The organism is Acinetobacter sp. YH12137, assembly GCF_013418535.1.
Lineage (GTDB): Bacteria > Pseudomonadota > Gammaproteobacteria > Pseudomonadales > Moraxellaceae > Acinetobacter.
In genome coordinates this window covers 49,113-63,861 of the sequence record NZ_VPBW01000002.1, presented here as the reverse complement: position 1 = coordinate 63,861, position 14,749 = coordinate 49,113, and the positions used below count along the sequence as shown (strand labels likewise).

General features: G+C 44.0%; 9 protein-coding genes. All 9 read left to right on the top strand.

The annotated features are described in order from the left end of the window. The first annotated feature begins 67 nt into the window (after positions 1 to 67). Positions 68 to 943 (top strand): MetQ/NlpA family ABC transporter substrate-binding protein, encoded by an 876-nt coding sequence (locus tag FTU72_RS01425; protein WP_179992301.1) that lies wholly within the window; start codon positions 68 to 70, stop codon positions 941 to 943. A 72-nt stretch (positions 944 to 1,015) separates the two neighbouring features. After that, entirely contained in the window at positions 1,016 to 2,041 is a 1,026-nt protein-coding gene (locus tag FTU72_RS01420; RefSeq protein ID WP_179992300.1) for a methionine ABC transporter ATP-binding protein, read from the top strand. Further along, positions 2,038 to 2,733, top strand: coding sequence for a methionine ABC transporter permease (locus FTU72_RS01415; RefSeq protein ID WP_004786199.1), 696 nt, complete (start codon positions 2,038 to 2,040; stop codon positions 2,731 to 2,733). The genes FTU72_RS01420 and FTU72_RS01415 overlap by 4 nt, the downstream gene beginning before the upstream one ends. Positions 2,734 to 3,329: 596 nt before the next feature. After that, entirely contained in the window at positions 3,330 to 6,902 is a 3,573-nt protein-coding gene (gene dnaE / locus FTU72_RS01410; RefSeq protein ID WP_179992299.1) for a DNA polymerase III subunit alpha, read from the top strand. 35 nt (positions 6,903 to 6,937) lie between these two features. Further along, a complete protein-coding gene (locus FTU72_RS01405; RefSeq protein ID WP_179992298.1) occupies positions 6,938 to 7,786 on the top strand; it encodes an RNA methyltransferase in 849 nt (282 codons plus the stop codon). Next, the gene (cysE, locus tag FTU72_RS01400; protein ID WP_179992297.1) at positions 7,786 to 8,595 is read left to right on the top strand and encodes a serine O-acetyltransferase; all 810 of its coding nucleotides are present in this window, start codon (positions 7,786 to 7,788) and stop codon (positions 8,593 to 8,595) included. The genes FTU72_RS01405 and cysE overlap by 1 nt, the downstream gene beginning before the upstream one ends. Before the next feature lie 122 nt (positions 8,596 to 8,717). After that, on the top strand, positions 8,718 to 9,668 hold the full coding sequence (locus tag FTU72_RS01395; RefSeq protein ID WP_004786208.1) for an ABUW_2363 family tetratricopeptide repeat lipoprotein: 951 nt from the start codon (positions 8,718 to 8,720) through the stop codon (positions 9,666 to 9,668). Positions 9,669 to 9,792: 124 nt separating this feature from the next. Then, the gene (locus FTU72_RS01390) at positions 9,793 to 11,799 is read left to right on the top strand and encodes a triacylglycerol lipase (protein WP_179992296.1); all 2,007 of its coding nucleotides are present in this window, start codon (positions 9,793 to 9,795) and stop codon (positions 11,797 to 11,799) included. Between the two features lie 289 nt (positions 11,800 to 12,088). Next, positions 12,089 to 14,713: a DNA mismatch repair protein MutS gene (mutS, locus tag FTU72_RS01385; RefSeq protein WP_179992295.1), complete on the top strand. Its 2,625-nt coding sequence runs from the start codon at positions 12,089 to 12,091 to the stop codon at positions 14,711 to 14,713. The last annotated feature ends 36 nt before the right edge of the window (positions 14,714 to 14,749 follow it).

Sequence of the window (14,749 nt, the reverse complement as noted above, 5' to 3'; positions counted from 1 at the left end):
AAAACTCCACTTTAACATGACCTTAAAATGCATATACTTTAGGCAACACGAAAATTAGGACATCTTTATGAAAAAGCTACTTGGCGTTTTACTCAGTGCATCTGTACTGACTTTAACTGCATGCGGAAAACAAGAAGCGCCTGCAACGGATGCAGCACAAAACAAAGACTCAGGTGAACTGCAAACTGTTACTATGGCATCGACTGGTTCAGATGCTGACGTATGGCGCTACATTTCAACTTTGCCTGAAACTAAACAAGCCGGCATCAAACTTGATGTGAAAAACTTCACTGACTATGTGGCGATGAATACTGCTGTTGCCAACAAAGAAATTGATGTCAACGCATTCCAGTCTTATGCCTATATGGTGGCTTATAACGACGCCAATACTCAAAAGATCGCTCCGCTTTCTACGACTTATCTTGAGCCAATGGGGATCTACTCAAGCAAAGTAAAAAAAGTAGAAGAGTTTAAAACAGGCGCTACAATTGCGATTCCGAACGACGGCGCAAATGAATCACGTGCATTGTTATTATTACAATCTGCAGGTCTGGTAAAACTTAAACCAAACTTTGACCTAGTAAAAGGTACGCCTGCTGACATTACTGAAAATGCGAAAAAGATTGTGATTAAGCCAATTCAAATGGCGACTGCAGTTCGTGTGAAAGATGAAGTTGATGCGATTGTTCTAGGTAATACTTTGGCAATGGAAGGTGGTCTGAACGTATTGAAAGATGCGATCTATTACGAAGCGATTGATCAAAGTACTAAAATGAATGTTAACATTTTAGCTGTCGCTGCTGACCGTCAAAATGATCCTGTACTTCAAAAAGTTGGCCAGTTGTATCATACTCCTGCTGTGAAAGCCTATGTTGATGAACACTTCGGTGGTACTAAAGTTGCTGTCAATAAACCAGTGACTTATTTAACCGAAGAAAAGTAATACAATAATCAATATTCAGAACAGGCAAGATTTCTTGCCTGTTTTTTTATTCGTGATGCAGTATTTGACACTATGATTGAATTTAAAGACATCTCCAAACAGTATGAGCTCAAGGGTCAAACCTTACGTGCCTTGAATCGGATCAATTTACAGATTCCAACCGGCAGTATCTTTGGCATTATTGGCTATAGTGGTGCTGGTAAAAGTACCCTGATCCGCCTGATTAATCTGCTTGAACGCCCAACGTCTGGTCAGGTGATTATCAATGGCACGAACTTTACTGCTTTGGATGCCAAATCATTGCGTCAGGAACGTACCCAGATCGGCATGATTTTTCAGCATTTTAACTTGATGCAGACTAAAACAGTGGCTGCCAATATTGAAATGCCAATGAAGTTGCTTGGCTGGAGTAAGGCTGAACGGGAAAAACGTCTCGGAGAACTGCTGGATTTTATTGACCTAAAACATAAGCGTCATGCTTTTCCGGACGAGTTATCAGGCGGTCAAAAGCAGCGTGTCGGTATTGCGCGTGCCCTCGCGAATCATCCCAAAATTCTGCTGTGTGATGAAGCAACTTCTGCTTTAGATCCGCAAACCACCAAATCTGTACTGCAATTGCTGAAACGCATTAATCAGGAACAAGGCATTACCATTGTTATGGTCACCCATGAAATGGATGTCATTGAGACCGTATGTGATTATGTGGCTGTCATGGAAAAAGGTGATGTGATTGAAACCGGTTCTACCCTGCAGATCTTTAGTCAACCTCAGCATCCAACAACCAAGAATTTCATTCAAACTGTACTCCAGCAAAACTTGCCAGTGAATATTCTGGCGAATCTGGAAAACCAGAATCATCACAGTATTTATTGTTTAAAATTCCTGGGCAGCTCAGCGCAGGAAACCGTGATTCAAGGTGTGATCAAACAGTTTGATGTCAGTTTAAATATCCTGTTTGCCAATATGACAGAAATTAATGGTTCAGTGATTGGCCAGATGTTTATCCAACTTTTAGGCGATCCAGCGCAAATCACAGCGGCAATGCAATATCTGAGAGATAACGGCGTACAAGTAGATCAAGCAGGAGTACAAGAATGAGAGACTTAATTGTACAGTGGTTGACCACCATTACTGCGCCATTCTGGAAAAGTTCACTATCGATGGATCAGTTTGTTACTGCACTGCAAGAAACCTTTCACATGGTGTTCTTCGCAATGCTGTTTGGCTGTATCTGGGGCTTTATTCAGGCGATCATTTTACTTGTCACTCGCCCAAACGGGATTCTGCCAAACCGTGTGATTTATCATGCTCTAAACCCGATTGTGAATGCACTGCGTTCCCTACCCTTTATTATTCTGCTGATTGCAGTGATTCCACTAACCAAGTTTTTGGTCGGAACATCAATTGGTACTTGGGCAGCGATTGTGCCTCTGACTATTTATGTCGGTCCTTATATTGGTCGTCTAGTCGAGACTTCTCTGCTAGAAGTGAATGAGGGGATTATCGAATCTGCACAAGCCATGGGTGCAACACCAATGCAGATCATCTTTAAGTTTATTCTGCCGGAAGCGCGTAGCTCACTCATTCTTAACCTGACGACTGCAACCATCAGTCTAATTGGTGCAACGGCGATGGCTGGAGCAGTTGGTGCCGGCGGCATTGGTGATCTGGCAATTTCTTATGGTTATCAGCGTTTTGATACCTCTGTGGTGATCATGACTGTGATTGTTTTATTGATCCTGGTACAGATTGTACAAAGTGTCGGTGACTGGTTATCGCGACTTCGTTAAGCTAAATTCCTAAGTAAATAAAGCCCTCTTTTTGAGGGTTTTATTTTCTACCCATAAAAATATCTGCATCTTAAACATCGAAGCGAACATTTGATACATGACTTAGCAGCATGGATGCTGCCGTTGATCTGTCTTACACAAGCTTTAAAGCAATGCTTAAAGCTTGCTCAGGAAGTGCCATCAGATCAACGAGGGGTTTTGTTACTTTTGGCCCGTCAAAAGTAAGGCATAACTACTCAAAATTTAAATTAAAGTAAAAATAATGAAATTCTAATTTTCAAATAACTTTATGAATAAACTTACTGACACTTGAAATTCTTCTTTTACTTTTGAAAGATGAATAGCACTGCTATGCAAGGTAACAAAAATCTTCTGTTAGCTTGATGATACGTCCCTGTATCACAAGCCAACGGCGACATCCATGTCGCCTAATACAAATTCAATTTGGATACGTAGTTCTATTCCGATAAAATGATAAACATGACTTTAAGTCAATTCTAATTCACAATCTAAAAGTTCAGCATTTCCCCTCAATTTCAAACTGAAACAATAAATCCCGTGCTAAACTATCGAGTGGTTTTTGCAGGGACTCATTTATGCACTTTGTTCATCTTGGTATTCATACAGAATTTTCGATTACTGAATCCATCGTACGTATACCTGACTTGGTCAAAGCTGCTGCGAATGACGAGATGCCAGCACTCGCGCTGACTGATTTATCCAATCTACATGCTGCTGTTAAATTCTATAAAAAATGTTTGGATAAAGGCATCAAACCGATTCTTGGCTCTGAAATTCGTCTGAATGATGCTGAGCATCGGGTTACCCTGCTTTCCATGACCAACAAAGGCTGGCGCAACCTGACCGAACTGGTGTCTGAAGGTTATATCAGCGGCCAGCAACTGGATATTCCTTGCGTACAAAAAGATTGGATCTTGAATCAGCACGATGACATGATCGTATTGCTCGGTATGCAGTCCGATGTCGGCAAAATGCTGATTACTTCAAATCCCGATAAAGCTGAACCGCTACTGCAAGAATGGGTAGAGAAATTTGGAAATCGTGTTTATCTCGCCCTCACCCGCACTGGCCGTGCTAATGAAGATACTTTCATTGAAGAAGCGGTAAAGCTCGCAAAGAAATATAATATTGGTGTAGTTGCACATAATGATGTGCATTTTATTGCACGCGAAGACTTTGAAGCACATGAAGCGCGTGTCTGTATCGCAGATGGTTATGTGCTTGGTGATAATCGCCGTCCTAAAACCTATAGCCCTGAGCAATATTTTAAAAGCTCAACAGAAATGGCGGAACTGTTTAGCGATATTCCAACCGCGATTGAAAACACCTTCCATATCGCAAAACGTTGTAATGTCACCCTACGTTTAGGTTTCAACGATCTACCAGATTATCCAATTCCTGAAGGCCATACTATTGACACCTACTTCGCACATTTATGTGAAGAAGGTTTAGAAGAACGCCTGAACTTCCTGTATCCACCAGAAAAACGTGAAGAAGACTGGCCTATAATCCGTCAGCCTTATGATGAACGTCTGGCCTTTGAGATCAAGATTATTCTGGATATGGGCTTCCCAGGGTACTTCTTGATCGTCATGGACTTCATTCAATGGTCCAAAGGAAATGGCGTACCGGTAGGTCCGGGCCGTGGTTCAGGTGCGGGTTCCCTCGTAGCCTATAGTTTGAAAATTACCGATCTTGATCCTCTGCGCTATGACCTGCTGTTCGAACGTTTCTTGAACCCGGAACGTGTTTCGATGCCCGACTTTGACGTCGATTTCTGTATCGCTGGTCGTGACCGCGTAATTGACTATGTGGCACGGACTTATGGTCGTGATGCGGTATCGCAAATTGCGACTTTCGGTACCATGGCAGCGAAAGGTGCGATTCGAGATGTAGCCCGTGTCTTGGGTAAATCTTATGGTCTGGCTGATCGTATTTCCAAACTGATTCCAACCAAGCCTCTGGGTTTAAGCCTTGAAGAATCATTGGAAGCTGAACCTCAACTGAAAGATATCGTCACCAATCCATCAAATCCCGATTATGACGATGCCTCAGAAATCTGGGAAATGGCACTCAAGCTTGAAGGCATTACCCGTAATACCGGTAAACATGCCGGTGGTGTAGTGATTGCACCGACCAAACTGACCGACTATTCAGCCGTGATGTGTGATGCGGATGGTACTGCACGTGTTGCTCAATTCGATAAGGATGATGTCGAAGCTGCTGGCTTGGTCAAATTCGACTTCTTGGGTCTACGTAACCTGACCGTGATTGAAGATGCGATCAAGCATATCAATGCCCGCCCAGACGTGACCGAACCGGTGAATATTTCCTATATTCCGCTGGATGACAAGCCAGCCTATAACATCTTCGCGACGGCGAATACCACCGCGGTATTCCAGTTTGAATCCGTCGGCATGAAGAAAATGCTCAAGGAAGCACGTCCAAGCAAGTTCGAAGAAATTATCGCCTTCGTATCGCTATACCGTCCGGGTCCAATGGACCTGATTCCTGACTTTATCCATCGTATGCATGGTGGCGAGTTTGAATACCTGCATCCATTACTGGAAAAGGTATTAGAGCCGACTTACGGGATCATGGTATACCAAGAACAGGTAATGCAGTCGGCACAGTTCTGTGCCGGCTATAGCTTGGGTGGTGCGGACTTACTTCGTCGTGCGATGGGTAAGAAAAAACCTGAAGAAATGGTCAAGCAGCGTAAGATCTTCATTGAAGGTGCTGCGAAAAAAGATATCGATGAAGCAACGGCGAACCATATCTTCGACTATATGGAAAAATTCGCAGGCTATGGCTTTAACAAATCGCATGCTGCAGCCTATGCACTTGTCGCCTATCAAACAGCTTGGTTGAAAGCGCATTATCCTGCTGAATTCATGTCAGCGGTGATGACCTCGGAAATGCAGAACACTGATAACGTGGTGTTCCTGATTGATGATTGCCGTCATAACGGACTGGAAGTATTACCACCATCGGTGAATATGTCGATTTACCAGTTCCATGCCAGTGATCCAAAAACCATTGTTTATGGTTTAGGTGCGATTAAAGGCGTGGGTGAAGCGGCAATGCAGTCCGTGATTGAATCACGTCAGAAAGAAGGTCCTTATAAAGACCTGTTTGACTTCTGTCACCGTATCGACCTGAAAAAAATCAATAAACGTACGCTCGAAGCCTTGATCCGTGCGGGTGCACTAGATTGTCTAGGCATTGAACGTGCTGACCTAATGGCACAATTGCCTGAAGCGGTACAAGCTGCGGATCAGGCGCGTCAGAACCGTGAAACCGGGATCATGGATCTGTTCGGGGAAGTTGAAGAAGTCCAACGTAAACCTGCCAAACCGGTGAAACCTTGGTCAGATGAAGTTCGTCTGAAAGGTGAAAAAGATACCTTAGGTCTATACCTGACTGGTCACCCAATTGATGTATATCGTAATGAACTAAAAGCTTTTGTACCTTGTCAGATCAATGAATTAACCCCAACCCGTCGTGGTGTAACGACTGTGTTTGCCGGTCTGGTAGTCGATGTCGCTAACTTCCCGAACCGGATGATGGTGACATTAGATGATGGTACGGCACGTATCGAAATTTCCACCAACCATGAACGCTTCCAGCGCTTTAAAGACATCGTTCAGGTCGATAAAGTGGTAGTGATTGAAGGTGAAATCTACGAACGTGAAGGTTTTGACCGTCCACTCGGTCGTTTAACTAAGGCCTTTAGCCTGAATGAAATCCGTCAGAAACGTGCTAACAGCATCAAGATTACCTTGCAAGCTGAACATTACAGCAAAACCCTCAGCCGTGACTTGCAGCAGATTCTAGTGCCATATACCAATGTGGACATGAGCACGCATATTCCAGTGATTCTATATCTGGATTATGGCTATGCCACGGCCGAACTGCATCTGGGTTTAAGCTGGAAAGTTGCGCCGCTGGATGATCTTCTCGCCAAGCTACGTGATTATTTTGGCAAGACTGCGCTCTATATCGAGTATCAGGTGAAGTCTAAAGCTGCACGTGCCGTATCTTATGAAGAAGCTAAGCCAGTTGAGGTTCCACCTCCACCTGCTGACATGAGTATGGACGATGCGCTGGCACAATATGAAGCTGAATCTCAGCCGCAGTATTCATAAATCTCCCATTTTAATATATCCAAACTGGAATCATCATGAGTCAAATTGACAATGCTGCTGTTTCAGCACATCTCTCCCATGTGCGTATTATCATGGTTAATACTACCCTGCCTGCCAATATTGGTAGTGCCTTACGTGCCATGAAAACCATGGGCCTGTGCAAGCTGGTTCTGGTTGCGCCTAAAACCTATCCTCATCCGGATATTGATGCACTTGCTGCAGGTGCAACCGATCTGATCGAGCAGATTGAAATCGTAGAAACGCTAGAAGAAGCCATTAAAGATTGCCAGATCGTCTTTGGTACCAGCGCACGTAGCCGCACTATTCCATGGCCTTTACTAGATGTTCGCCCTGCTGCTGAAAAAGCACTTTCAGCTGTAGTTGAAGATAAACAGGAAATTGCGATTCTGTTTGGCCGTGAAGACCGCGGTCTGACCAATGAAGAACTGGCGATGGCGAATTATCACTTAACCATTCCTGTGAATACTGACTATGGCGTACTCAATGTTGCTCAAGCCATTCAGGTGATCTGCTATGAACTGCGTATGGCAGCACTGGATCAGGTTGAACACCCACGTGATCCCAAAGCCAACATGCAAGTCATTGATGGCATTGAAATGGAGTGGGATGAACCGCTGGTGACCCATGAACAGATGGAACAGTTCTACCCGCATCTGGAAAAAATGCTGGCAGAAATTGAATTTATGGATCCAAAAAACCCACGATTACTTCCTTTACGCTTGCGTCGCCTTTTCGGACGTATACAATTAGATCGTATGGAATATCACTTACTTCGTGGTATTTTCACTCGTGTTCAGGCACTGAATAACGGCACCTGGAAAAAATCTTCCCATACATCACAACAGGATGAGGATCAAAACTAATGCTAAAACAGCTCAAAGAAGATATCCAAGCTGTCTTTGCGCGCGATCCTGCAGCACGCAATACCTTAGAAGTCTTAACCACCTACCCTGGCATCCATGCACTGATTATGCATCGCATGGCACATGAGCTATGGAAAAAAGACTGTAAAGGTTCAGCGCGTGTTTTGTCCTCTTTTAGCCGTTTTGCAACAGGTATCGAAATTCATCCGGGCGCCAAGATTGGTAAACGTTTTTTCATTGATCATGGCATGGGCGTTGTGATTGGCGAAACTGCGGAAATTGGCGATGATGTCACCCTGTATCATGGCGTCACTTTAGGTGGTACCACCTGGAATAAAGGCAAGCGTCACCCGACTCTGGAAGATGGTGTTGTTGTTGGTGCAGGTGCCAAAATTCTGGGCCCATTTACTGTAGGTAAGAATGCCAAGGTTGGTTCCAATGCTGTGGTTACCAAAGCAGTTCCGCCGAATACCACAGCGGTCGGCAATCCTGCCCGATTTATTACCAAAGACCAGCCAAAAGAGGATGCTGAAGCACGTCGTCGTGATTATGCGGAAAGCATTGGTTTCCAGCCTTATGCAACTACACAGGATCAGACCGACCCGATTCTGGAAGGTATGCGTGTTCTACTTGACCGTATTCAACAAAATGAAAAACGCATGAATACACTGTGCAACCGCCTGTCTCTGCTTGACCCGACTTTTAAGAAAAACCAGTTAAATGAACAGCCGTTTAGCAAGGAAGAACTTAAAATTCTGGAAGATGCGCGCCGTGAGTGCGAAGCACAAACCAGTCAGTCCAAGGCCTGACTATAAATCGTAATTCTTTTGTAACACGCATTTGCTTGCATGATCGCAGCACTTTTCATAGACTGACGATCATGCATTTTTTGAATAGATGTTTTAAAAAATAACATGAATGGACGGATATTATGACCTTGAAGCCCTTAGCAATTGCTTGCTTAGCTTTTACCATGACGGCGTGCTCTATGGCACCGACCTCAAGCAAACAAGAACAGAAACCAGCTGATCAGGTAGTTTTTGTTGAACCTGAACTTACTCCGCCATTTTATGCTTTAAATCCATTTAACTATAACGAACCACCTCCATTTGAAGTTCATTTGCAAAAAGCCGCTGCGCAGCCAGTGACGAAAATGGTGGTCACTGATCCTAAAGATCCGTCTAAACAGTTAACCCTAGATGTGAACAAGCTGATCATCCCGATGGTGGATAGCAATACACGCAGTATGCGTTATGCAGCACTTGCCAATGAAAATGAAATCGACATTACCGAAATCGATGATTTCTTGCAGATGGTAGAAGGTAAAGCGCGTCATTATCCACCCCGCTTTAGCGACCGTCAGGAACGCCGTGGTTTTGAAGCAAAACTTCGCGAAGTTTCTCAACAGCTGGATACCTTGGCTTCACGTCCGAATGCTTCATTTGATGTCTTAATGCGTGCATTTAAGGCCAGCGTGATGGCACGTAATCTTGATTTGGGTTCTATCTATACCACCAAATCAATGACCTATGCACAGCGCATTCTTCGTATTAACCAGGATGATGCTGAAGCAAACTTCTGGTTCGGTTTTGGTCTGTCTGAAGGTGGTGGTCACCGCGAAGCAATTCAGTATCTGGACAAGGCAATGCAGGCAGGTGTTCAAGAAGCTTATTTATCTGCGGCAAATAACTACATTGCCATGGAGAATAAAAAGAACGCTGTTCAGGTTCTGAATAATTACAAAATTAAATATCCGCAAGAAGCTGAAGTCGCTGATCGTCTGATTCAGGAAATTGAAAAACAGGGTCGCTGGAACGTATGGCAAGTCATGCAAACAGCCGCTCCTGCACCAACAACCCCTGCACCTACACCAGCACAATAAGCTATATTTCAGATTCATAATATTACAAATAGACCGCTCCGGCGGTCTATTTTTATGGGAAAAAATTAGTAAAATACAAAGCATTATCAAGCTTTATAATTTTAAATGAGTGTTCAAAGTCTTTATGCACGAGAAAATAAATAAGATAGCATTACTTTGCACTGTACTCATGACAGCTGTACTGAGTGGCTGTCAGGTGGTGAGTGTTAAAGAGCAGGCTATTAATGTCACCATCAATAATGAACGCGATAGCATTCTTACACGCGATAAGTTGAGTGAAGCCAGTCTGAATGTCCTATCCATGACCGGACGTGAAGCACAAGTCTGTGAAAATAATCCAGAAGAATGTGTGAAAGAGCTACAAGAAATTCCACAGATTCTGGATGAGCAATTACTTTCAACATCGAGTGAATTATATCTAGCTAAATCACTCCAGCTTGGTAAATCGGCTGAATGTAAAACCAGTGCTCTGGCTAAGACCCGATCTGAAGAAAAACAGCAACTGCAAACCCAGAACCTGCAAAAATGTCAGGAACAGCAGTTACAAATGCTGGATAAAAGTATCCGCTACAGTTATGCCTATCTGTTTCAGACTGAACGTGCACCACAGGACCGGATCTTCGACAACCGACAAGTTCAGATTCGTGACTTTTATAACCTGGCAATTGCTCATTTAATCCAGATCTACGCAGAACGTTATAAAACCAAAGAAGCCGGTCAACGTCTGCAGGTTGGAAACAGTATCTATACCATTAATCTGGACAATTTCCCCCAGCTCAAGAATCAGCCAATTGAACAGTTAATGTCGACCTATAACATGAACTTCTCTGGTCTGCGCTCGATTACCCGTCGTGACGGTTTCGGCTCTGAGTTTCTGGTGGTCTTGCCAGAAGAAGAAATTTCCAAAAAAGATAAAAAATATCTGGTCGATCCACTAAATCACCAATATCAAAATGGCATAAATCCTTTTATTCATTCAGCACGTTATCTGGCAACCACGATTACCGCCATTCCAGAATCAGCAAACTCTGTAGAACAGATCCTGAATAACAGCAACTTCCATTTAAAACTTTATGACCCGTATAAATATGACAAGATTAAAGTTGCCAATAAGGAATATGCTTTAGCGGCAAACTTTTCAGCGCCTTATGGGCTATGGCTGGCAGAAAACAATCTGGGACGCGCAGCTTATCTGACACTGATCAATCGTGACGATAATCTGGTCATGCCGCATCTGTTTATGCTGGAACCTTACAATCCAAATAAGAAGGTTTTATTGCTGATTCATGGTTTGGCCAGCAGCCCGGAAGCCTGGATTCGTTTAACGAATGATATTATGGGTGATCCGGTCTTAAGAGAAAATTTCCAGGTGTGGCAGGTCTTCTACTCAACCAACATGCCTATTCTGGAAAGCCGTTTCCAGATTAATGCGCTGCTTCAACAAGGTTTCGCGCGTATTAGCAATAATGCACCAGCCAAAAAAGAAGCTGTACTGGTCGGACACAGTATGGGTGGTGTCATTGCCCGTCTATTGGTGAGTGATGCAGATATTACCGAGCCCGCTTTTAATATTGTAAAAGATTCAAAGCTGACCAAGTTCCGGGACAATCCACTCTTTAAAGCGCGTTTCAAAATGCAGCCTGTTCCGAATTTCAGTCGTGCTATTTTCCTGGCAGCACCGCATAAAGGGACCGATTATGCAGATCGCTGGCATACCAAACTGGCACGTAAAATTATTCGTGTGCCAAGTGCCTTTTTGGGTGCATTTGCTGACACTGTCCAAGGTGAAATTGGCTTAAGTGATTTTCTGCATGAAGTTGGTCATGATCTGATTCAGAATGGGCCGAGTGATCTTAGTAAGAAATCAAAATTCACGGCACTGACTAAAGATATTAATCCGGCACCAGGTTTCAAATTTCACTCGATTATTGGCAATAATACAGATAGTGATGATGAAAACATCATGACTGATGATGTCGTTGCTTATCAGAGTGCATATCTTGAAGGAGCGGCTTCCAATAAAATTATCAAAGGTGGACATTCCGTTCAGGAAACGCCTGAGGCTGTACTGGAACTCCGCCGCCTTCTCAGATTACATCTGGTCGACCTGGGATTGTATGACCCTGATTAAATTTTGATGAAAGATATAAAAAAGCTGCCTCTGGGTGGCTTTTTTTATGGGCAACCCATGTATCAATACCCTTTTATGCTTTATATCGACTAAGTCCGTCCAAATACAGATTCCTGCGGATTTATGTTTCTTTCTAAAAATTAAATTTGTTAGACTTGAGACAATTATTTTTGACATTCAAACCAGTCTTTACAGGATTTTAGCTTAGGCTATTTTCCAGGTTTTCCGAGGATAGTGTTTCGGAAAAAGATTCAGGTTTTGCTTTATATATTTAAAGGATTTTTTCTTAATGACCAGTTCAGAACTTGTGGCTGATCTCTCTAGCTTAACGCCCATGATGCAGCAGTACATGTCGGTCAAAATGCAGCATCCACACTCATTGATGTTTTATCGCATGGGTGATTTCTATGAACTGTTCTTTGAAGATGCCCATAAGGCCGCCAAAATTTTAGGCATTACCCTGACCCATCGCGGTAAAGCCAATGGCCAGCCAATTCCCATGGCCGGTGTACCTTTCCATGCTGCTGAAGGCTATCTGGCTCGTCTGGTGAAAAAAGGCGAAACGGTGGTGATCTGCGAGCAGATCGGTGAAGTGACTGGTAAAGGTCCAGTTGAACGTGGGGTCGTCCGGATTATCACTCCCGGGACTTTAACTGATGATGCCTTATTAGGTGCGCATCAAACCTCCAACCTGGTGGCTCTGTGTGTTCACCAGCAACAAATCGGAATTGCACTTCTCGACCTGAGTGCGGGTTTATTTAAAGTCCAGCAAATCGATTATGACTTAAGTCAGTTAGCCATTGAATTGGCACGCCTCATGCCTAGCGAAATTGTGATTGATGAAAATCTGCAAGATCAAGCACTGGTAGAACACTTAAAACAACAGCTAGATGTTCCAATCAGTAAACGTCCGAATGTCGACTTCAACCAGAACAATGCCCAGAAGACCTTATGCGACCAGTTTGCAGTAAGTACACTTTCAGGTTTCGGAATTGATCATCTGCCTTTGGCCAAAGCTGCTGCGGCTGCATTGATTCACTATGCCAAAGAAACCCAGAAAACGGCTTTACCGCATATCCGAACCATTCAACTGGAACAAAGTTCAGACTTTATTGCACTGGATCCAGTCACCCGTCGCAACCTCGAATTGATTGAGCCTTTATTTGAACATGGCACTTCATTGTTTCAGCTGATCAATGACTGTCAGACCGCTATGGGTGGCCGTCTGCTTAGCCGCACCCTGATGCAACCGCTTCGTGATACTGCGATACTGGATGAGCGACTGGATGCGACACAGGCATTGCTTGAAGGTTTCCATGAATCGCCAGTCCGTCTGGTCTTAAAAGAAATCAGTGATATTGAACGTGTACTCAGCCGTATCGCTTTAGGTAGTGCTCGTCCACGCGATCTGGTTCAATTACGTCAAGCCTGTGCACAGATTCCATTTTTACGCCATGCGTTACAACCGCTGTTAAGTCAGCAGAATTCGAAATTATTGCAACAGCTGAATGAAGAACTGGGCGATTTTCATGGCCTGCATCAGCGCCTGATGTCCGCCATTGTTGAAAATCCACCGGTATTGCTACGTGATGGCAATGTCATTGCAGAAGGTTTCGATAGCGAGCTGGATGAGCTGCGTAAAATCCGTGATCATGCCGGACAGTTCCTGATTGATCTGGAGATTAAGGAACGTGAGCAAAGCGGCATTCCTACCCTGAAAATCGGCTATAACCGTGTCAGTGGTTATTATATCGAACTGACTCGTGCACAAGCTGAACAGGCACCTGAACATTATATCCGTCGCCAAACGCTGAAAAATGCTGAGCGTTATATCACGCCTGAACTAAAAGCTTTTGAAGATAAAGTATTGTCTAGCGAATCCCGTGCACTTGCTCGCGAGAAAATGCTATTCGAAATGTTGCTGGATGAACTGCGTCAGGATATTGGCAATCTACAGATGATGAGCAGTGCGATTGCCCAGATCGATCTGTTGGCAAACTTTGCCCATCAGGCACGTTTACGCAATTGGGCACGACCAAAATTCAGCCCTGAAATTGGTGTGAAAATCGTTGCCGGCCGTCATCCTGTGGTTGAAGCCTTAAGCAAGGCAGCCTTTACTCCAAATGATACCCAGCTGGATTATCAGCACCGTATGGCCATTATCACCGGTCCAAATATGGGTGGTAAATCCACCTTTATGCGCCAGACTGCCCTGATTGCCCTACTGGCTTATTGCGGTAGTTATGTGCCAGCGCAATCGACAACACTGGGTCCAATTGACCGAATCTTTACCCGGATTGGCTCTGCAGATGATTTGTCGACTGGCAAATCAACCTTTATGGTGGAAATGACGGAAACTTCGCAAATTCTGCATCATGCTACCAGTCAATCTCTGGTTCTGATGGATGAAGTGGGTCGTGGAACCAGTACTTATGACGGGCTGTCCCTGGCTTGGGCTTGTGTGCTGGATCTGACTAAACGGATTCAATGTCTATGTCTGTTCGCAACGCATTATTTTGAGCTAACCGAACTGGACAAAGAAGCAGGAATTGATAACTATCATGTCACAGCCAAAGAACTAAATGGCAACCTTATTCTGCTGCATAAAGTCCAACATGGCCCAGCTAGCCAGAGTCATGGTTTACAAGTGGCTAAACTGGCAGGTATTCCTGCGGCTGTAATTAAAGAAGCTCAGCATCGCTTGAAGATTCTGGAAAAGCAGCATCAGGCCAAACCACAGAGTCCGCAGCATGATCTGTTTGCGATGCCTGAAATCATCGAAAAAGTCATCGAGATTGAAAAGCCTTCAGCAGCGCTTGAATTATTAGAAGACATTGATGTCGACAATCTGAGCCCACGTGAAGCATTACAGCAACTTTATGCTCTTAAAGATCTCATGAAACAGCCAAGTTAAAATCTCTTCTAAGCCCTATCCCGCATAGGGCTTAGC